This is a genomic window from Glaesserella sp. (genome assembly GCF_041817755.1).
Lineage (GTDB): Bacteria > Pseudomonadota > Gammaproteobacteria > Enterobacterales > Pasteurellaceae > Glaesserella.
In genome coordinates this window covers 1-19,986 of sequence record NZ_JBGYBX010000063.1, presented here as the reverse complement: position 1 = coordinate 19,986, position 19,986 = coordinate 1, and the positions used below count along the sequence as shown (strand labels likewise).

Below are 19,986 nucleotides of genomic sequence, written 5' to 3'. Positions count from 1 at the left end.
GTTGGACGTTGGACGTTGGACGTTGGACGTTGGACGTTGGACGTTGGACGTTGGACGTTGGACGTTGGACGTTGGACGTTGGACGTTGGACGTTGGACGTTGGACGTTGGACGTTGGACGTTCATTAGGGTATCTCTACTTAAAGATGATGTCGAGGTAGTTTTAGTACTATTCGAACTAGAACGGCGAGATGAAGATGAACCACCTCCAAATGCAGACAGTACTACACAAATAACAATTATCCAAAAAATAACTTCCATTAAATATTACTCCTATTAATTAATGCTTATAGAAACAGCAAAATTTTAGCAAAACCTTGTAAAATTTTCATCACATTTAACCGCTTGTCAAACAAACTAAAGAACCTCACTCCCCCTATCCCTGCCTTTCTCAAGTGAAATTTTAGTTCTACTTACTTTGGGTTTGGGGATTTTATGCCTGTGAATACGATGTGGTGGTACTTCTATTTCGCCTTTTTCAATGGCGACCATTTCTTCCATTCCTTTTATCAAACGCTCAAACAATTCTTTTTCCATTGTGTTCTTCCTTTTTTGTTACCGTACAGGCATCATAGCACAACTTTTCAGCGTTTTTTATTTTTTCGATAGCGATCGAAAAAATCATAAATTTCTCGGACAGATAGTCTTAAATCCGCTATAATTTTTCAGTTATATCGGTGCATTACGCACCGCTTTTTATTTTTATCAACACGAGAAACTATGTTCCAAAATAACCCCCTATTAGCTCAATTAAAACAACAGATTGAAGCAAGTAAAGAATATGTTGAAGGCGTTGTAAAAACGTCAGATAAAAGCTATGGCTTTTTAGAATGTGAGAAAAATAGCTATTTCATTCCCCCTGCGGAAATGAAAAAAGTGATGCACGGCGACAAAGTCAAAGCCGTTGTAAAGCGTGACGGAGATAAAGAGCAAGTTGAAATTGACGCGTTATTAGAGCCAATGTTAGAACGTTTTATCGCTCAAGTGCGTTTTAACAAAGACGGAAAATTACAATTAGCTGTTGATCACCCAAATATCAATAATTTTATTCCTGCCAATACGCAGAAAAAAGTCACCGAAACCCTTGAAAATGGGGATTGGGTAGTGGCACAGTTGAAAACACACCCATTGCGTGATGATCGCTTTTTCTTCGCTCAAGTGACCCAATTTATCTGTAAAGCGGACGATAATTTTGCGCCGTGGTGGGTGACATTGGCTCGTCACGAGCAGCCCCGTGAACCTGTTGCAAATGAAAAAAACTATGCGCTACACGATCAGATTGAGCGAGAAGATCTGACGCATCTCTATTTCACAACCATTGATAGTGCTAGCACTAAAGATATGGACGATGCGTTATATGTTGAACCGGTTAGCAAAAACGGTACGCAAACAGGCTGGCGTTTAGTGGTTGCGATTGCCGATCCGACCGCTTACATTCCTGAGCAATCCGCGATTGAAAAAGCTGCTCGCCAACGCGGTTTCACCAACTACCTCCCAGGTTTTAACATTCCGATGTTGCCACGAGAGCTGTCTGATGATCTTTGCTCTCTCGTACCGAATGAAAAACGCCCGGCGTTAGTCGGCTATATTGAAACAGATTTAAGTGGAAATGTGGTGGGTGAAACTCGCTTTGTGTCCGCTTGGGTCGAATCTAAAGCGCGTTTGGTCTATGATGAAGTGTCTGATTATCTCGAAAAAGTCGAAAATCACTGGACACCGGACTGTGATGAAACCGCACAACAAATCGACCAGTTGCACCAATTTACCCTTGCTCGTATCGACTGGCGTAGCAAAAATGCACTGCTATTTAAAGAACAAGGCGATTACAGCTTTGAGTTAGCAGAAGACGGTGCGATCAAAGCAATTCACATTGACTATCGCCGTATCGCTAACCAAATGATCGAAGAATCAATGATTATCGCCAATATCTCTGCAGCACAGTTTTTAGACAAATATGCACATACAGGCGTATTTAATACCCATTCAGGTTTTGATAGCAAAAACCTAGAGCCCGCTCGCAAATTCTTACTGGATACCCTTGCCAATGATGAAAATCGTGAAAGTTTATCCGAACGCTATTCCCCTGAGCGTTTAAGTACCCTTGAAGGCTATTGCGAAATGCGTCGTGATATTGAACAATTCCCTGAAAACTTCCTAGAAATGCGTTTACGTCGCTATTTAACCTTTGCTGAATTTAAAGCAACCTCAGCTCCGCATTTAGGCTTAGGCATCAGCCATTATGCAACTTGGACATCACCGATTCGTAAATATGGCGATATGGTCAATCATCGTTTGATCAAACAAGTGTTGGCAAACCAAACAGCGAAACCTGTGGAAGAGAGCATTTTAAGTCGTTTACAGGAAGCTCGTAAGCAAAATCGTATGGTTGAACGTGATATTGCCGACTGGCTTTATGCCCGTTATCTTGAACCAATGGTGGAACAAAACGTAGCATTTGACGGTGAAATCCACGATGTTTCTCGTGGCGGTTTGCGGGTTAAAATGATTGAAAATGGGGCTTCGGTTTTTGTTCCATTCTCAACTCTGCATAATAACAAAGAAGAAATGCTCTTCTCTTCAGAAGAAATCGCTCTTTACATCAAAGGTGAAAAAGCTTACCAAATCGGGCAAGCGGTGAAGGTAAAACTCAAAGAAGTGCGGGTGGAAACCCGCTCTATCGTCGGTGAATTGGTTATCTAGTCTTTTACCTTTACAAGCGGTAAGATAACATCCGATATTTGCAAAATATGGATGACATCTTACCGTTTGTTATTCCAAACCCATCGGGAGAATTTATGGCGACTTATATTATTGGCGATTTACACGGCTGTTTCGAAGAATTTCAATTACTCCTTTCACAAGTTAATTTTGATCCTACCCAAGACGAACTTTGGCTAACCGGTGATTTGGTTGCTCGTGGCGATGATTCTTTATCTTGTCTTCGCTATGTGAAATCTCTCGGAGATAAAGCCACTGTCGTTTTAGGCAATCACGATTTACATCTGCTTTCGACCTTGCAAGGTATAAAATCCGTCAAGCCTAAAGATAAAGTCGATGCGATATTTCAAGCGGAAGATCGTGAAGATTTGCAAAATTGGCTGCGAAACCGACCGCTTGTCGCACAACATCCGCAGCATAAATTCATCCTCGTTCATGCCGGAATTAGCCCTGAATGGGATTTGGCAACCACATTGGCGTGTGCAAAGGAAGTCGAGTCAGTTTTGCAAAGCGATCATTACACCGATTTTCTACGCCAAATGTATGATAGTTTGCCGGATCGTTGGTCTGATTCGCTAACGGGAATTGCCCGTTGGCGTTACACCACCAATGTCCTGACCCGAATGCGCTTTTGTTACACGGACAACAGGTTGGATTTTGATTGCAAATTACCGGTGGAAGAAGCCCCTGCAGTACTTAAACCTTGGTTTGAATTAGAAAATCCGCTGTTTAAAGAACGAAATATCATTTTCGGTCATTGGGCAAGCTTAATCGGCTATCCGACTCCGACAAATATCTATGCGTTAGATACCGGTTGTGTATGGGGAAATCATCTCACCTTACTGCGCTGGGAAGATAAGCGTGTTTTTACACAAAACAGACGTAAAGCGAATTAAAAACAAGCAATCAACATTCTCCCCTATTGCGCACTTTTATTTTTTTCTTTAGAATTCGCTCCGTTTTTACGCGACTATAGCTCAGTTGGTTAGAGCACCACCTTGACATGGTGGGGGTCACTGGTTCGAGTCCAGCTAGTCGCACCATTATTCCTATCGTTACTTAACGTAACTTATCGCAAAGCCCTTGACACACAACGTTTCAAGGGCTTTTTTGTATCTTTAACTTGTCGTTTTATACCGCGTTTTATCGTATTTAACCGCAAATTTTAGTAACCGTTTTAGTAACCGCGTGCTAGTATCTTAAAAGTTGCGGTTACTATGGCACGAATGGCCATTCTTACATCCCTTATTTTTGGTGAGGGATTTTTTTATAGCCTTTTACAAATCTATCCATACATATTAAAACATCTTCAACCTGCTTTCGGACATAAAGTAAGCCCTTGATACACAACGTTTCAAGGGCTTACTTTATTGATTTTTTATTTTTGCCAATAACGGATGCGGATTTGTTGGATGTTCAATAATAGGTGCGAGACGAATTGCTTCAACAGTTTCAATCGCAGCTCGACTTTCTTCGAGACCGAAACCTTTTCCTTGCAACACTAATTGGTAACTAGATGTATGTAAGTCCATAAATCCGTTAGAAAACTCCAATTCTTCATGTTCAATAGTGATACTGCGATAGGTGAGTTTTTCTCCTTGTACCGCATTTTTGGGGAGATGATTTGAATCTATTGATAAAATCCAGCGAACTCTTGCCTTTTCATACTCCAAATAACCTGAAGTCGTTTTATCATCACGATAATGCACTTCGCTTTTGATTACGTTACCAAAGATGAAGTAAAGCATATCATAAAAATGAATGCCGATATTGGTTGCTATGCCGCCGGATTTAGCATTAAACCCTTTCCACGATTTTAAATACCATTTTCCGCGAGAGGTGAAATAAGTTAAGTCAATATCGAAAATTTTATCTTTCGGTGCCGAGCGTATCTTTTCTTTTAGAGCAATAATGGTAGGATGCAACCGTAACTGTAAGATAGAATTCACTTTTGCACCATACTTTTTCTCATATTCAGCAAGAGAATCCAAATCTTTGGAATTGAGCACTAAAGGTTTCTCACAAATCACATCAACACCATTTTTTAATGCATATTTCATGTGAGATAAATGTAAGTAATTCGGTGAGCAGATTGAAATATAGTCTAATTTATTTCCTTGGATTTTTTGATCTTCCACAAATGCTTCAAATTCTTCAAATTCAGTAAAAAATTCAGCGCCAGGAAAATGACTGTCCATAATACCGACGGAATCATTAATATCCATTGCGACAACTAAATTATTACCGGTTTCTTTAATCGCTTTTAAATGGCGAGGCGCGATATAGCCTCCTGCACCAATAAGCGCAAAATTTTTCATGTTAGCTTCCTTGATAGACTTCAAATTTATTAACTAAGTTGAGGTGTTATTTTTATTGCCAAGTGGTGTATAATTGTTAATCAGAATTAAAAATCACGATAAAAAATCAGTATGATTGATGTTTTTAATTTACCATTCATTTTCTTTCCGTTCAATCTGTTAATTTGTACAATCAAACAGAAAAACTGTGATTATACATAAAATGCAACAATCTCTGACTTTTTACATAACCCACCAAAAGATAGCGCAAAAATCACATTTTTAAATTAATAAACTTAAATTTACTATAATTTTGTAATATATGATTTATATTTAAAAACCAATTTTGCTATACTCACTGCATAAGCCATCGCAGTTTGAGGGAATATATGCAATACACGCCAACTAAAATCCAACGTAATACCGCCGTACCTGTTCTTTTGTGCGATTTTTATAAGATTTCACATCGTCTTCAATATCCCGAAGGTGCCGAGGTCATCTACAGCACGCTTACACCTCGAAGTAACAAACTCGCACCGCATTTGGATCGTGTCGTTTCCTTCGGTTTCCAAGCCTTTATCAAAAAATATCTGATTCATTACTTTAATGACAATTTCTTTTCCCGGTCCGAACGGGAAGTCGTTCAAGAATATGTTAATTTTATTGCACGAACCTTAAATCAAACCGAAACGGGTGAGCATATTGCACGCCTACATCGTTTGGGGTATTTGCCCCTTAGAATTAAAACAATTCCGGAGGGAAAAAGTGTGGCCGTTCGGGTACCGGTGTTGACGATCGAAAATACCCATCCCGAGTTTTATTGGTTGACCAATTATTTGGAAACGCTCATCAATGTCTCGATGTGGCAGCCGATGGTTTCAGCTTCCGTCGCCCGTCGTTATCGTTTGACGTTAACCGAATTTGCCCTTAGAACCTGCGATAACCTTGATCATGTTCCGTTCCAAGCCCATGATTTTTCTATGCGCGGGATGAGTTCGCTTGAATCGGCGGAAACATCCGGAGCCGGCCATTTAACCGCTTTTCTCGGTACCGATACTATTCCGGCAATCTCTTTTGTTGAAGGTTATTACGGTGCAAGCGGGCTGATCGGTACGTCGATTCCCGCCTCGGAACATTCCGTCATGAGTGCGCACGGTATCGACGAACTACCGACCTTTCGCTACTTAATGGCAAAACACCCGAATTCAATGGTGTCGATAGTGTCGGATACCACCGATTTCTGGCACAACATTACGGTTAACCTGCCGATCCTCAAGGAGGAAATTATGGCAAGGCCGGATAATGCCAAAGTGATTATTCGACCTGACAGCGGCGATTCATTCTTTATCGTTTGCGGTAATCCAAATGCCGACACGGAACACGAGCGCAAAGGCTTAATTGAATGTTTATGGGATATTTTCGGTGGTCATGTGAATAATAAAGGCTATAAAGTGTTGGATCCGCATATCGGCGCCATTTATGGTGACGGCGTGAATTATGAAAAAACCGTTCGCATTTTAGCCGGATTGGAAGCCAAAGGCTTTGCCTCCAGTAATATCGTCTTTGGTGTCGGCTCACTCACCTACCAACATCACACCCGCGATACTCTTGGTTTCGCAACAAAAGCCACCTCCATTACGATTAACGGCGTGGAAAAAGCCATTTTCAAAAACCCTAAAACCGACAACGGCTTGAAAAAATCCCAAAAAGGGCGAGTGAAAGTACCGACATGGGATAGTTATGTTGACGGGCTAACCGCTGACAGTGATTTCAGCGATGATTTGTTAGAGGTAGTTTTTGAGAACGGCAAGCTGGTGAAAACCACGAATTTTGACCAAATCCGAGCTAATTTAGCCGAAGATTTTGTCCTTTAATAGCAGGGGGGAGACAAAACCCAATACCGTTTTGTCTACCCGCCTTTGAGCTATTCGCCTGAAATCTTCAATGTTTCCAATAAAACAGAGCCTGTTTGAATATTTGAGCGATGCTCGATATCATCCCCTACGGCAATGATATTTTTAAACATTTCTTGCAGTTGACCCGCAATAGTAATTTCTGCGACCGGGTAGCAAATTTCGCCTTTTTCCACCCAAAAGCCGGCAGCTCCGCGGGAATACTCGCCCGTCACACCATTGATTGCACTACCGAGCATTTCGGTCACCAGTAAGCCGGTATCCATTTCTTTGAGCAGCACACCCAAACCGCCACGTCGGTTTGGTTTGACCTGCCAGTTATGAATGCCACCGGCATGACCGGTTGTTTGCATTCCCAACTTTTTAGCACTGTAGGTCGTGAGCAGATAAGTTTGCAAAATCCCGTCTCGGATAATTTGTTGTGTCGTTGTCCGCACGCCTTCACTATCAAAAGGAGAAGACGCCAATTGGCGTAACAAATGCGGCTGTTCCATGATTTCAAACCAGCCCGGCAGAATTTGCTCGCCCAATTTATCTTGTAAGAAACTGGCTTTACGGTACAGCGCACCGCCGCTGATTGCACCGGCTAAATGCCCGATTAATCCCGTTGCAACATCGTTATAAAAAATCACCGGGACTTCGCAGGTCGGCAATTTACGCGGGTTCAAACGGTCAACCGCTTTAATCGCCGCCTGTCTGCCGACCCATTCTGCTGAAGCCAGCTGATCAAATTGACGTGAAATCGTATATTCATAATCCCGTTCCAACGCCTCTCCGTGTGCGGCAATCACACTGCACGAAAGCGAATAACGGCTGGATAAATAGCCCTGCAGCATACCGTGCGTATTGCCGTAAACCCGAACACCGCTGTGTGAATTAAACGTTGCACCGTCACTGTTAACTATTTTTTCATCGGTATTTAATGCATACTGCTCTGCTTCAATGGCCAATTGTACCGCTTGGTCAACATCAATATCCGCCTCATGATACAAGTCCAAATCCGGCGCATCGAATGCCATCATGGACTTATCCGCCAAACCGCTGCACTCATCTTCCGAAGTATATTTTGCAATCGCTAATGCCGATTCGACCGCTTGTCGAATCGATTGCGGCTGTAAATCCGAAGTTGATGCATTGCCTTTACGTTTCCCCAAATAAACCGAAATTCCTAACGAGCCGTCGTTGTTAAATTCAATATTTTCCGTTTGCACTAAGCGGCTTGAGACCGATAGCCCCGCCACTTTGGTTACCCCGACTTCCGCCGTTGCGCCTGCCTTTTGCGCGAATGATAATGCCGTATCCACAGCCTCTTTGAGTAATTGCTCTTGACGTTGCAATTCTGCTTTGTTGACTAATGCCATATGTTTTCCTATACCTCATCTTAACAAGCGGTCAGATCTTCCCCATTTTTTGCAAAATTCATTGCCTAACGCACCGCTTGTTATCCAAATTCCACGCATTCTACCTTAAATTTCTGCTAGACTATGCAAGTTTTTACATAGAAAAAGGATACATCATGGCTCGAAAGCAGCGAAATGAAATAGATTGGACGGATGACGACGAAGAGATCATTTGGGTCAGCAAGAGTGAAATTAAACGAGATGCCGAACATCTTAAAAAGTTAGGTTCACAATTAATTGAGCTCAATGCAGCAAATTTAGCCAAAATGCCGCTTGACGACACCTTGCGTGAAGCCGTTGAATTGGCGCAAAAATTACGCTTGGAAGCGCGTCGTCGTCAAATTCAATACATCGGTAAACTCTTGCGCAAACAAGATCCGGCACCGATCCAAGAAGCATTGGATAAAGTACAGAACCGACATAATCAGCAATTGGCATTGTTGCATAAATTGGAATTATGTCGTGATCAATTGATTACACAGGGCGATCCGGCAATAGACGCTTTATTGGCGGAATATTCGACGTTAGACCGCCAATACTTACGAAATTTGGTTCGCGCGGCGCAAAAAGAAAAAGAAGCAAACAAACCGCCGAAGCATTACCGTGAAATCTATCAATATTTAAAATCGGTCATTCTCGAGGAATAAGGACATTACATGGAAATGCTATTTTGGTCTCATATCGGCTCGGCTTACCTTAGTCTGGGATTACTGCTTTTACGCGGTGTGCTTTCCGCCAAAGCCATTGATTGGCGGCAATACCGCTTACTGAAAATCGCACCGCATGCGGTGGATACGCTGTTACTTGCCAGTGGCATCGGGCTATTTATCGCGTTTGGCTTAAGTTTACAAAGCTGGATGATCGCCAAACTCTTTTTTATTGTGCTGTATATTGTCTTTACCGTCAAAGCTTTCAAAAAAGGGCAACGCTTTTCTATCAAACACTTTTTGCTCGCCGTCGTCAGCTTTATGCTGGTTATGCTTATTGCCGCATTTAAGTAAAAACGGATCTGTATTTGACTGACAAGCGGTGAGTTATGCCGATAATTTTGCAAAATATTCGACATAACTCACCGCTTGTTTCTTGGTATCGTCAACCAAAATGTTACCGTTAACTATTGACAGTAATTATAACTCTCGGTTTATCGATATATTCATTTATACCACTAAATTCGCTTTTTGAAGTGCAGCTAAAATGACCGGCTGATATTGTTCGGATAATGTAGTCAACGGTAAGCGCAATGTCGGCTCGCTAATGAGTCCCATCTTATATGCCGCCCATTTCACCGGAATCGGATTCCCTTCAACAAATAAGTTTTTATGTAGATCCATTAACCGTTCGTTAATCGCATCCGCTTCGTCAAACCGACCGGCTAAAGCTAATTGACACATTTTTGCCATATCTGCCGCAGCAAGATTATTGGTTACGGAAATAACACCTTGTCCGCCCAATTTCATCGAATCTAAACCTGTTGCATCATCACCGCTTAAGAAAATAAAATCTTCTCCAGCCAATTCTTTTATCAACGGCAAACGACTTAAATCACCGGTTGCTTCTTTCACTGCGACGATATTCGGAATTTTTGCTAAACGTGCAATGGTTTCCGGTTTTAAGTCCGTCCCTGTTCTTCCCGGTACGTTGTATAAAATTTGAGGAAGATCAGTACACTCTGCGATAGCCTTATAGTGTTGATATAAACCTTCTTGAGTCGGCTTATTATAGTACGGTACGACACTTAAACAGCCGACGACACCACTGTTCGCAATTAATTTCGTCATAATAATCGCTTCATTCGTAGAGTTGGATCCCGTACCGGCAATAACCGGAATACGGTCGGCGGCAAATTCAACCGTCTTTTTAATCACTTTAACGTTTTCATCAATGCTTAAGGTACTACACTCACCCGTCGTACCAACCGATACAATAGCGTCCGTTCCGGCATTAATATGAAATTCCACTAATTCCTTTAAACCGTCAAAATCAATTTCACCGTGTTTCATTGGAGTAATCAATGCGACGATACTACCTGAAAATAAAGGTTTTGCCATGTTCATCATCTCCTGTATGTTTTTAAATATGAATAACTTGAATAGCTTGCAAAATAACGCTTAAATATGCAAGCATTTTCCTCATAATAGTGTCAGTTTTTTATTCGAACACATTATTCAATACCTTTTTGATAAGACATTATCAATAATGTGCGCCATTTTTCTGCGCCTTGTTCGTCTTTTCCCATATTGGCAATATTAGGAAAACGCCCCCAACATTCAAAATGGTGCTTTTTCATTAAGTTCATACTGGTTTGATTTAATTCAAATACATATGCCATTAATGTATTAATCCCATGGGATAACATCACATCTTGCATATATTCAATGATTTTCGAACCATAGCCTTTCCCTTTGGCGGATTCATCCAAATAAATACTGATTTCGGATGTATGAATGAAAGCCGGACGCTCATAAAAAGGTGAGAAACTGAACCAACCGATAATCCCGTTTTCATCTTCAACCGTCCAAAGCGGATATTTTTCACTATGCAGATGAAATTCAAACCAATCTCTCCGATTTTCTGTTGTTGCAACGTAAAGATCAGCGGTAATTCGGTGAGTTGGGATCGCTTGATTATAAATAGAAAGAATGGCATTAAAATCCGAGGATATTGCTTTGCGGATTTTCATTCAAATATCCTTAAATATGCAGTAATTTTTCTAATGCGGATGCAATGCTGTCTTCATTATTTGAGCCGATAGTCAGTTTCGCATTTTGTTGCACTTCCTCTTCTGATCCGCCCATAGCAATGCCCATTCCGACTAACTTTAACATGCTGATATCATTAAAATTATCACCGAAAGCAATCACATTTGCCGGCTCAATGTTTTCACGCTTCAATAATTCTGCCAAACAGCTGCCTTTACTGTTTCCCGTACGGGTAATATCCACCCGATCGACCCAAGACCATTCCGGACTAAATTGATCAAGCGGTAAGTTATTCACAAAATTTTGCATTTTTTCTAAATCAGGATCGCTGATCAATACTTTCCAAATGGTTGTTCCACCGTCAATAAACGGCTGATAATCGTTAACCTGTCTCACATCAGGTCGAACATGTTCCGGACAAGCATTCACCCATTTTAAAAACTTCGTAAAATGCGCATTAAGTACTTCATAAGTCATTGCATCGCGCATATAAACGGCAACATGAATACCTTCCGCTTTTGCCGAATTAACCAAAAAGGTCGCTTGATCCGCCGTTAGCGGATTTGATACCAAGACTTCGTCTCGTTGAAAATCATAAAGGTAAGTGCCGTTACAACAAACTACCGGGGTATCTAGCCCTAATTCCGCATAATAAGGACGAACGGCCGTATGGTGACGCCCTGTCACGATAAAAACCTTTAACCCTTTCTCTTGTGCTTTTTTAATAGCCTGTTTGCTGGATTCAAGAATAGTGGCTTGGCTGGAAAGTAGTGTACCATCGAGGTCAAAAGCGATAGCTTGGTAAGACATAAGTTTCTCCGTAGACAAAAAGAAAGGGTGAATTCTCACCCTTCCTATTTTACTACGCAATGAGCGTTAAATCAGTAAATTATTTAGCATTCGTGTTGTAATGCGGTGTATCGTAAAGCGGAGCCGGACCGTTAGGACCCGCTACATCGCTTTGAGGTACCACACCACCGTTTGCTCTCACTTCTACACGACGGTTAGGACGTAAACAATCTTTTAATGCGTTTCCTGACTCGCCTGAGCATGCTTTAACTTGTTTTGCTTTACCGTGACCTACCGCTTCAATCGGTGCGGTGACGCCTTGCTCAACTAGACGCGCTCTTACGGTTTCTGCACGACGTTGTGATAAGTTCATGTTATATTTTGCTGAGCCTAAACGGTCTGTGTAGCCTGCAACTGTCACCACTTCAGCATTTGATGCTTTTAATTGTGCTGCGACATTATCGACCACTTCAATACCTTCTGCGGTTAATGTTGCTTTATCAAAGTCAAATAAGAAATCGCTGCTTAAATTAAAGGTTGAGTTACCGTTACAACCGTTCGGGTACCAATAGAAACTCTGTGCATTCATGTTTGTATCAAATAAAATTTTGAATTGGCAAACTTTATGAACGCCGTTTTCTCTGTAGTTGAATACATAATCCCACTCACGCACACCGTATAATCCTTCGCTAAAATGCGGGCGACCGAGTAAATTATATAATTCGTCTTTATTCATACCGGCTTCAACCTGACGTACGTTTTGCCAGTTTGGCCATGAGCCGAATTGAGAACCGTCATGGTTAAATTTTGATTTGGAAATATCTGGGAATACTGGATTATCCGTTGTACCTTCTTTAGATACATCGCTTAAGTTACCGCATGCGGCAACAGCAAGAGCGACAGCTGATAATAACAATCCACGTAAAACAGTCGTTTTTTTCATCTTAGGTTGTCCTTATAAAATTGAGTTTGGAAAAACTTCATTCAGATGACTCGTATTACCATAAATGGTACAGAGGCTTGTTGATTTTACAATACAAATTTATTTTATTCTAGCATTTTTAGCGTTGATTATGCCGATATATGTTCGATAAATAATTGTAAACGGCGATTTCCTTTAAACTCATTTATATCTAATTTATATACCAATTTTGCCTGTTTAATCGATAAATCCGGGTACTTTCTTACATCGATATTAAAACAAATAGCATCCAACAGCATGCCTTGATTATTTTCTACCAACATTTTTAAATGTTTTCCCGCCAATAGACGTTGCTGAATAATACGGAAATCGCCTTCGAAAACCGGCTCTGCAAAATTATGTCCCCAAGGGCCCGCTTGTTTTAATAATTCCGCTGTCTGCAAATTAAATTCATCCGCTTGTAATTCACCGTCCGTATAAATCACGCTTTGCAGTTCCTCCAAATCGATAAACTCATTGATTATCTCGTCAAACAACCGTTGGAACTTGGTGAAATTATCCTGATGAATTGTCAACCCCGCCGCCATGGCATGCCCGCCGAATTTCACGATCACATCCGGCTGATAAGTGTCGATTCTTTCTAACAGATCCCGCATATGCAAACCGAAAACAGAACGGGCTGATCCTTTGAGATATTCGCTTTCTTCACTTTCTTGAGCAAAGATAACCGCCGGGCGATAAAACTGATCTTTAATCCGTGAGGCTAAAATACCGATAATACCTTGATGCCAATCCGGCTGATACAATACGATACCGTGAGCTTGCTCCTGTCGGGTTAATTGAGGCAATTTAGCACAAATCGCCAACGCCTCCGCTTTCATTTCCTGTTCGAATTCTTTACGCGTTTGATTTAATGAATCCAACTCTAACGCTAACTGTCGAGCACGCTCCGCCTCTTCACAAATCAACAGTTCAACACCTAACGACATATTTTCCAACCTTCCCGCCGCATTTAGTCGCGGAGCAATAGCAAAACCCAAATCACTGGCTTGTAATGCACTCAATTCACGTTTTGACACTTCCGCCAACGCACGGATGCCTACACGGCAAACACCGGCTCGGATCCGATTAAGCCCCTGATTCACCAGAATCCGATTGTTATAATCCAGCGGAACAACGTCGGCAACAGTGCCTAACGCCACTAAATCCAACAACTCGGCAATATTCGGCTCTTTTTGTGGAAAAGCGTTTTCCGTTCGTAATTTAGCCCGCAGCGCCATCATCACATAAAAAATCACGCCGACACCGGCAAGTGATTTCGACGGAAAAGTACAATTCGGCAAGTTCGGATTGACTATCGCATCGGCATTCGGTAAGCGATCCGACGGTAAATGGTGATCGGTTACCAAAACTTTAATGCCGTGGGATTTAAGCAGTTCAATGCCTTCAAAAGATGAAACCCCGTTATCGACGGTCAATACAACTTCGGTACCTTTATCAATGACTTCACGGGCAATCTCCACACTTAATCCGTAGCCTTGGGAAAAACGATCGGGAATCAAATACTCGATATGCTTAAAACCAAATTGGCGTAATGCCAAAATGGCTAAGGCAGTGCTGGTTGCACCATCCGCGTCAAAATCGCCGACAACCGTAATATTCGATTGCGCATAATAACTTTGTACCAGTAAATCTACCGCTTGCTCAATATCTGCTAATAAACCGGGATGATGTAACCCCTGTAATGTCAGCTCCAATTCTTTTGTCGACGTTACTCCCCGGCTTTGATAAATTCGATTCAGTAGAGGATGTTCGGATAAAACGGTGGAGGTAAGTAAAGTTCTACGCTTGATTAATTTATTCACGGGATGTTTTTTTACTATAGGCTAACTGTTGATATTTAAAATCAGTAAATGCAAGCGGTCGGATCTTGCAAACATTTTGTAAAATCCGACCGCTTGTAAAATATCGGAAAAGGCTATTCGTTCAGCATGGCTAAAAGCGCTTTAGGCTCAACAAAGCCGGGGATTACTTCGCCCTCTTCCGTGATCATATTCGGCGTACCGTTCACACCGAATTTAATCCCTAATTCATAATGTTTTTTTACCATATTCGGCGTCTTCACTTCTTTAGGTAGGTTTCCTTTTTCCGCTTCATTTAATGCAAACGCTTTATCCGGCGCCGTCCAAATGGCTTCCATTTGTTTCGCGGTTTGATTATCCAATCCTTTACGAGGGAAAGCCAAATAGCGTACCGTAATACCTAACTCATTGTATTCATTGATTTTCGAATGCAACAAATGACAGTAATGGCAAGTAATATCCATGAATACGGTGATAATATGTTTTTCATTTTTTGCCGGATAAACAATCATTTCATGACTGAGCGCATTTAATTCCGATAATAACGCTTTATTGGTAATATCTATCGCTTTTCCGTCTTTCAACTCAAAGATCTGACCTTGGATCACATAGCGACCATCTTGACTGATTTGAATCACACCTTGATCAGACACCGCCGTTTTAAATCCGGGTAATACCGAATCGCTGATTTTTACGTTTGTCGCACCGATTTGTTCAAGCTGTTTCAGCAATACGCTATCGTTTGCCCAAGCTGTTGCAATGAAGCAGGAAAGACCGACATACGTACTTAGTTTTTTTACCATTGAAAGGACTCCTTTTACCATTATATTTTGAGTTTAGTTTCTACATATCGGGCTTTCATTAAGAATGCCTTACGTTCTTTATCCGGCATGCCGGATCCCGTACCGGGTAACTTGACGGTCATTGGATTGACCGGATGACCGTTAATATGAAATTCATAATGCAAATGCGGTCCGGTAGAACGTCCGGTATTACCCGACAAGGCAATCCGCTCACCTTTCTTAACCGTTTGACCGACTCTGACCAGCGCCCGACTTAAATGCATATACACTGTGGTATATTGGCTTCCGTGGCGTAATTTAATATAACGCCCCGCACCGTTGGCTTGGTAAGCTATATGCTCCACTACACCGTCCGCCGGTGCAATAATCGGTGTACCGGTCGGTATAGCGAAATCCACCCCTTTATGCGGAGCGACCCGACGCGTCACCGGATGTAATCGACGCGGATTAAACGGTGATGACGTTCTCGGCGTAAACTGTAACGGATAACGCGCAAATCCTTTTCCTAACGTTTCCCCGTGACGGCTATAATAACGTCCGTTTTCCGCTTGAATCGCATAGTAGCTTTTTCTGCTGCTGATAATATGAATGGCTTCAACATTACCCAAGTCCGTCACTTTTCCGTTGATATATTCACGCTTAACCAAAATGGCAAATTTATCACCTTTTTTCAGTTTATTCGTCGCAATTTGCCATTGCAAGCCGCTTGCCAACTGATTGATTTGGCGCTGTGATAATCCTACCGCTTTCAAGCTGGCACTGAAATCACCGCTTAACGTCCCTTTAATGACATCCTGTTTCCAAATCCCTTTTTTCTGTATGGTTTGAACGGAAAATTGATTTTTCTCTTTACGCTCAAAAATCTTCTCTTCTTTTTCCGAGATGAGCCAGTTCATGTATTCCAGCTCACCTTCTTTATCCAAAATCCAATAAAATTGCTGTCCCGGTTGTAAACCGGTCAATTGCGGAAATTTCTTTTCCAACGCTTTTGCTGTCGCCGGTCCCAACCCTGACTGTTCTAAAACGTCTTTAAGCTTATCTCCCCGAGTGACGGTATAGCTGAACTGGTTTTGAATGCGAATGGCTTGATCGGCAATATCCAAAAAGTCTTCCAACACATTTTCCGCCTCTTGCGATAATCCCTCGGCAACCGCCGTACTGTCGGCAACTTCAACTTCATCATCTTTGTCGGTTAATTCATCCTCATAAGACGTTGCATTTGGGTCTTCCGCCATGTCACCGGAATATTGAGATTCCACATCATTCGGATCAATATCGATATAAGTTAATTCTTCATGCACAATGGATTGAGCTACATCGTTCAATTCCAATGCGATCGGCGGAATTGCGGTTTGTTCGCCGGATTTTGGCGCAGATTCCGCTTCCGTTATTGCGGAAAGCACTTGCGATGTTTCTGCGGCAACTTGCTCTCCATCGGTTTGTTTGGTTTCCGTCTCACTTTGTCGGGATGAAGTTATCTGCACGTTCTCCGTTTGATCCGATGTCTGGGATGACGGCTCGGTCATAGTTTGCTGTTCGTGCCGAACCGTCGGGATTGCATTCCGATCAGCGGTCTGACGGTTTTGGCTCTGTATCGCCAACATGATCCCGATAAAAACAGACAGTATCGCCAGTAAAAAGATGAACACTTTGAGGCGATGTTTTTTTCGTCTGCGATCTCTTGCAAAAATAACGTGTTGCAAAATATTGTCCTAATTCTTTCGTTTTTTACGCTTCTTTATAATGATTCCACATAGACATATGTAAGCGAAAAAAATTCCCTACACATTTCTTGTCAAATTACCAAAAATCCGCTACCTTTTTAGCGGTTTATATCCATAAAAATTTTAATGCCATGCAAATTAAGCAAATCAAGCCACTGAAGTCAACCGTCTCCGAAGCACCTCTTGTGACGCTGGATGCTATTGACGTTGAATTCAGCGGACAGAACGTATTACAAAACATACACCTTCGCCTTTACCCTAATTCGATCACCACAATTGTCGGACCGAACGGAGGAGGAAAATCCACCCTGCTGAAAGTGCTGTTAAAGCTTTTATCTCCGACAAAAGGGAAAGTCACACACCAAAAAGGCTTAAAAATCGGCTATGTTCCGCAAAAGTTGCACCTTGATCCTTCTATGCCGATCACCGTGCAAAAATTTTTATCACTCAAACCAAATACTGCAAAAACATCCATAACGGAAGCTCTGCAACTTTTCTCCATTACGCATTTGGCGGAAAACAGTATGCAAAAACTGTCCGGAGGAGAATTGCAACGCGTCTTATTGGCGCGTGCGATTTTAAACAAACCGCAATTATTGGTTTTAGATGAACCGATGCAAGGCGTGGATATTACAGGGCAAACCGAACTCTATCAACTATTAAATAAAACTCGGGCATGGTTAAATTGTGCGATCTTAATGGTTTCACACGATTTAAACATTGTCATGGCAAATACGGATGAAGTATTGTGTATCAATCGACACATTTGTTGTGCGGGCACGCCGGAAATCGTGTCAACGGATCCGAGTTTTATTCATTTATTCGGCGATCAATTTACCAAAAACGTGGCATTCTATGCGCACCGCCACAACCACCATCACGATTTGCACGGTGATGTTTGCGGCGGAAGTCACTGCCGACATTAATCCCTCAAACAACACACGTTCTACTCAAACCGAGGTTATATGTTCGATATTTTATTTCCTGCTTGGCTTGCAGGAGTGTTACTCACCTTTATTACGGCACCGCTCGGAGCTTTCGTCGTTTGGCGTAAAATGGCTTATTTCGGCGATACCCTTGCTCATTCGGCACTGCTTGGTGTGGCGCTAGGTATTTTTTTAGACATCGATCCTTACCTTGCGGTTATTTTAATGACCGTTTTATTGGCATTCGGCTTAGTTTGGCTGGAACGTCATTCAAATCACGCCATTGATACCAGCTTGGGGATTATTGCTCACTGTAGCTTATCGTTGGGCGTACTTACCATCAGCCTATTGGATAACGTCCGTGTTGATTTAATGTCTTATCTTTTCGGTGACCTTTTGGCTATCGGCTTTAATGATGTCATCTTTATCGGCATCGGCGTCATATGCGTTGCGAGCATTCTTGCCTTGTTTTGGACAAAACTACTCTCCATCACCGTCAGCCCGGAATTGGCACAAATTGAAGGGCTGCATGTTTCCAAACTGCGTTTGTTACTGATGGTGCTTACCGCACTCACCATCGCATTAAGTATGAAATTTGTCGGCGCATTAATCATCACCTCTTTACTCATCATTCCATCCGCCACGGCAAGACGTTTTGCCAAAACGCCCGAAGGTATGGTGGGCTATGCCATTTTATTCAGTATCCTCGCCGTAACCGGCGGACTGGCTTTTTCCGCCGTCAAAGATACACCGGCAGGACCTTCCGTCGTCGTTTGCGCCGGATTACTCTTCTTAATTTCACTCTGTAAAAAAGAATATAATTAAGATCAAGAAAATCTAATTTCATCTATTGAAATTTTTGTCAATTTTCGTTTAAATCACACCGCTTGTCAGGTCTCTGACAAGCGGTGTGATAATGTCAACAATAAGCAAAATAAAAAGAAGTAAATTATGTGTCAATTATTAGGAATGAATTGCAATACGCCGACGGACATTACCTTTTCTTTTGAAGGTTTTCGACGGCGTGCGGGGCTGACAGACCACCATACGGATGGTTTCGGTATTGCCTTTTTCGAAGGAAAAGGCGTCAGAATTTTTCGGGATAACCGCCCGGGCGCCTCATCGCCTATGGCGGATTTAGTCAATCAATACCGAATCAAATCTTACAATGTGATCGCCCATATTCGAAAAGCAACACGCGGCGATGTCAATTTAGAAAATACCCACCCGTTCATCCGCGAAATTTGGGGGGAAAACTGGGTATTCGCCCATAACGGTACCGTTGAAAATATTACGGTTTGCCCGAACAACCACTATCAACCGATCGGTACCACGGATTCCGAAGCGGCATTTTGTTGTATCGCGGCGGGTTTAAAAGAACGCTTCTCAAAAAAACCGTCCGAAAAAGACATTTTTGATGCCGTCATGGAAATCACAAGCAACATTGCGACTCACGGCGTATTTAACTTTATTCTCTCTAACGGACATTGGATGATCGCCCGTTGTTCGACCAATCTTCATTATGTCTGCCGTAAAGCGCCTTTCGGCACGGCATTGCGTGATGATGACGTGATGATCGATTTCCGCGAATATACAAAAGAATCGGACAAAGTGGTCATTATCACGACACAACCCCTGACCAAAAATGAAACATGGACAAAAATGAAAAACGGGGGCTATGTTTTCTTTAAAGACGGTGATGTGCTGTTCGAAGTGGAAGGCTCATTACCTGAATGTAAACCCCATGTTTAATTTGTAAAATTTCAAACGAAACAGACCGCTTGTAAACGATGACATGATCTGCACCCCAAAACTTGGACACCTAATTTGAGGTGCAGATTATGTCCCATCCTTATCAATTTCGTTTAGACATTATCAAATTGGTCATCGAGCAGGATGTTGGTATCCGCGAGGTGGCAAAACTTCATCATATT

Annotated in this window: 18 protein-coding genes and 1 tRNA gene; 9 read left to right on the top strand and 10 right to left on the bottom strand. The window is 42.0% G+C overall.

What is annotated here, in order from left to right:
- Positions 1-356: 356 nt before the first annotated feature.
- Positions 357-536, bottom strand: coding sequence for a hypothetical protein (locus ACEYKX_RS10080; protein ID WP_373767009.1), 180 nt, complete (start codon positions 534-536; stop codon positions 357-359).
- 183 nt (positions 537-719) lie between these two features.
- Between ACEYKX_RS10080 and ACEYKX_RS10075 the strand changes: the two genes are divergently transcribed.
- From ACEYKX_RS10075 to ACEYKX_RS10065, 3 genes are all read left to right on the top strand, one after another.
- On the top strand, positions 720-2,699 hold the full coding sequence (locus ACEYKX_RS10075; RefSeq protein ID WP_373767008.1) for an exoribonuclease II: 1,980 nt from the start codon (positions 720-722) through the stop codon (positions 2,697-2,699).
- 95 nt (positions 2,700-2,794) lie between these two features.
- Positions 2,795-3,613: a bis(5'-nucleosyl)-tetraphosphatase (symmetrical) ApaH gene (gene apaH, locus ACEYKX_RS10070; protein ID WP_373767013.1), complete on the top strand. Its 819-nt coding sequence runs from the start codon at positions 2,795-2,797 to the stop codon at positions 3,611-3,613.
- A gap of 70 nt (positions 3,614-3,683) precedes the next feature.
- Positions 3,684-3,760, top strand: a tRNA-Val gene (locus tag ACEYKX_RS10065).
- A 324-nt stretch (positions 3,761-4,084) separates the two neighbouring features.
- Here the strand turns inward: ACEYKX_RS10065 and ACEYKX_RS10060 are convergent.
- Complete coding sequence (locus ACEYKX_RS10060) at positions 4,085-5,035, bottom strand: Gfo/Idh/MocA family protein (RefSeq protein WP_373767007.1); 951 nt, start codon at positions 5,033-5,035, stop codon at positions 4,085-4,087.
- 368 nt (positions 5,036-5,403) lie between these two features.
- Here ACEYKX_RS10060 and ACEYKX_RS10055 point away from each other — a divergent pair, with 368 nt between their 5' ends.
- Entirely contained in the window at positions 5,404-6,888 is a 1,485-nt protein-coding gene (locus ACEYKX_RS10055; protein WP_373767006.1) for a nicotinate phosphoribosyltransferase, read from the top strand.
- A 50-nt stretch (positions 6,889-6,938) separates the two neighbouring features.
- On the opposite strand, the gene pmbA is transcribed toward ACEYKX_RS10055, so the two are convergent.
- Positions 6,939-8,288: a metalloprotease PmbA gene (pmbA, locus tag ACEYKX_RS10050; protein ID WP_373767005.1), complete on the bottom strand. Its 1,350-nt coding sequence runs from the start codon at positions 8,286-8,288 to the stop codon at positions 6,939-6,941.
- A gap of 155 nt (positions 8,289-8,443) precedes the next feature.
- Between pmbA and yjgA the strand changes: the two genes are divergently transcribed.
- Both yjgA and ACEYKX_RS10040 read left to right on the top strand, forming a co-directional pair.
- On the top strand, positions 8,444-8,974 hold the full coding sequence (gene yjgA, locus ACEYKX_RS10045; RefSeq protein WP_373767004.1) for a ribosome biogenesis factor YjgA: 531 nt from the start codon (positions 8,444-8,446) through the stop codon (positions 8,972-8,974).
- A 9-nt stretch (positions 8,975-8,983) separates the two neighbouring features.
- Positions 8,984-9,328: a SirB2 family protein gene (locus ACEYKX_RS10040; RefSeq protein WP_373767003.1), complete on the top strand. Its 345-nt coding sequence runs from the start codon at positions 8,984-8,986 to the stop codon at positions 9,326-9,328.
- A gap of 156 nt (positions 9,329-9,484) precedes the next feature.
- Here the strand turns inward: ACEYKX_RS10040 and dapA are convergent, their stop codons facing one another.
- The 7 genes from dapA to mepM all read right to left on the bottom strand — a co-directional run bounded on the left by dapA (position 9,485) and on the right by mepM (position 17,105).
- Positions 9,485-10,375, bottom strand: a complete 891-nt coding sequence (gene dapA, locus ACEYKX_RS10035; protein ID WP_373767002.1) for a 4-hydroxy-tetrahydrodipicolinate synthase — start codon at positions 10,373-10,375, stop codon at positions 9,485-9,487.
- A gap of 113 nt (positions 10,376-10,488) precedes the next feature.
- On the bottom strand, positions 10,489-11,007 hold the full coding sequence (locus tag ACEYKX_RS10030) for an N-acetyltransferase family protein (RefSeq protein ID WP_373767001.1): 519 nt from the start codon (positions 11,005-11,007) through the stop codon (positions 10,489-10,491).
- Between the two features lie 10 nt (positions 11,008-11,017).
- The gene (locus ACEYKX_RS10025) at positions 11,018-11,836 is read right to left on the bottom strand and encodes a pyridoxal phosphatase (protein ID WP_373767000.1); all 819 of its coding nucleotides are present in this window, start codon (positions 11,834-11,836) and stop codon (positions 11,018-11,020) included.
- Positions 11,837-11,915: 79 nt separating this feature from the next.
- Positions 11,916-12,758 (bottom strand): OmpA family protein, encoded by an 843-nt coding sequence (locus tag ACEYKX_RS10020; protein WP_373766999.1) that lies wholly within the window; start codon positions 12,756-12,758, stop codon positions 11,916-11,918.
- Between the two features lie 128 nt (positions 12,759-12,886).
- Positions 12,887-14,602, bottom strand: a complete 1,716-nt coding sequence (recJ, locus tag ACEYKX_RS10015; protein ID WP_373766998.1) for a single-stranded-DNA-specific exonuclease RecJ — start codon at positions 14,600-14,602, stop codon at positions 12,887-12,889.
- Between the two features lie 113 nt (positions 14,603-14,715).
- The gene (dsbC, locus tag ACEYKX_RS10010; RefSeq protein WP_373766997.1) at positions 14,716-15,402 is read right to left on the bottom strand and encodes a bifunctional protein-disulfide isomerase/oxidoreductase DsbC; all 687 of its coding nucleotides are present in this window, start codon (positions 15,400-15,402) and stop codon (positions 14,716-14,718) included.
- A 20-nt stretch (positions 15,403-15,422) separates the two neighbouring features.
- A complete protein-coding gene (mepM, locus tag ACEYKX_RS10005; protein ID WP_373766996.1) occupies positions 15,423-17,105 on the bottom strand; it encodes a murein DD-endopeptidase MepM in 1,683 nt (560 codons plus the stop codon).
- A gap of 152 nt (positions 17,106-17,257) precedes the next feature.
- On the opposite strand from mepM, the gene znuC reads away from it, so the two are divergent.
- From znuC to ACEYKX_RS09990, 3 genes are all read left to right on the top strand, one after another.
- Positions 17,258-18,052 carry a zinc ABC transporter ATP-binding protein ZnuC gene (znuC, locus tag ACEYKX_RS10000; RefSeq protein ID WP_373766995.1) on the top strand — a complete coding sequence of 265 codons (795 nt, stop codon included), beginning with the start codon at positions 17,258-17,260 and terminating at the stop codon, positions 18,050-18,052.
- A 39-nt stretch (positions 18,053-18,091) separates the two neighbouring features.
- Complete coding sequence (gene znuB, locus ACEYKX_RS09995; protein ID WP_373766994.1) at positions 18,092-18,877, top strand: zinc ABC transporter permease subunit ZnuB; 786 nt, start codon at positions 18,092-18,094, stop codon at positions 18,875-18,877.
- A gap of 126 nt (positions 18,878-19,003) precedes the next feature.
- A complete protein-coding gene (locus tag ACEYKX_RS09990) occupies positions 19,004-19,804 on the top strand; it encodes a class II glutamine amidotransferase (protein WP_373766993.1) in 801 nt (266 codons plus the stop codon).
- The last annotated feature ends 182 nt before the right edge of the window (positions 19,805-19,986 follow it).

Coding starts and splice junctions, on each gene's coding strand:
- ACEYKX_RS10080 (WP_373767009.1), bottom strand. CDS start 536: ATGGAAAAAGAATTGTTTGAGCGTTTGATAAAAGGAATGGAAGAAATG.
- dapA (WP_373767002.1), bottom strand. CDS start 10,375: ATGGCAAAACCTTTATTTTCAGGTAGTATCGTCGCATTGATTACTCCA.
- ACEYKX_RS09990 (WP_373766993.1), top strand. CDS start 19,004: ATGTGTCAATTATTAGGAATGAATTGCAATACGCCGACGGACATTACC.
- ACEYKX_RS10055 (WP_373767006.1), top strand. CDS start 5,404: ATGCAATACACGCCAACTAAAATCCAACGTAATACCGCCGTACCTGTT.
- znuB (WP_373766994.1), top strand. CDS start 18,092: ATGTTCGATATTTTATTTCCTGCTTGGCTTGCAGGAGTGTTACTCACC.
- ACEYKX_RS10040 (WP_373767003.1), top strand. CDS start 8,984: ATGGAAATGCTATTTTGGTCTCATATCGGCTCGGCTTACCTTAGTCTG.
- ACEYKX_RS10030 (WP_373767001.1), bottom strand. CDS start 11,007: ATGAAAATCCGCAAAGCAATATCCTCGGATTTTAATGCCATTCTTTCT.
- apaH (WP_373767013.1), top strand. CDS start 2,795: ATGGCGACTTATATTATTGGCGATTTACACGGCTGTTTCGAAGAATTT.
- yjgA (WP_373767004.1), top strand. CDS start 8,444: ATGGCTCGAAAGCAGCGAAATGAAATAGATTGGACGGATGACGACGAA.
- ACEYKX_RS10025 (WP_373767000.1), bottom strand. CDS start 11,836: ATGTCTTACCAAGCTATCGCTTTTGACCTCGATGGTACACTACTTTCC.
- pmbA (WP_373767005.1), bottom strand. CDS start 8,288: ATGGCATTAGTCAACAAAGCAGAATTGCAACGTCAAGAGCAATTACTC.
- znuC (WP_373766995.1), top strand. CDS start 17,258: ATGCAAATTAAGCAAATCAAGCCACTGAAGTCAACCGTCTCCGAAGCA.
- dsbC (WP_373766997.1), bottom strand. CDS start 15,402: ATGGTAAAAAAACTAAGTACGTATGTCGGTCTTTCCTGCTTCATTGCA.
- ACEYKX_RS10060 (WP_373767007.1), bottom strand. CDS start 5,035: ATGAAAAATTTTGCGCTTATTGGTGCAGGAGGCTATATCGCGCCTCGC.
- ACEYKX_RS10075 (WP_373767008.1), top strand. CDS start 720: ATGTTCCAAAATAACCCCCTATTAGCTCAATTAAAACAACAGATTGAA.
- ACEYKX_RS10020 (WP_373766999.1), bottom strand. CDS start 12,758: ATGAAAAAAACGACTGTTTTACGTGGATTGTTATTATCAGCTGTCGCT.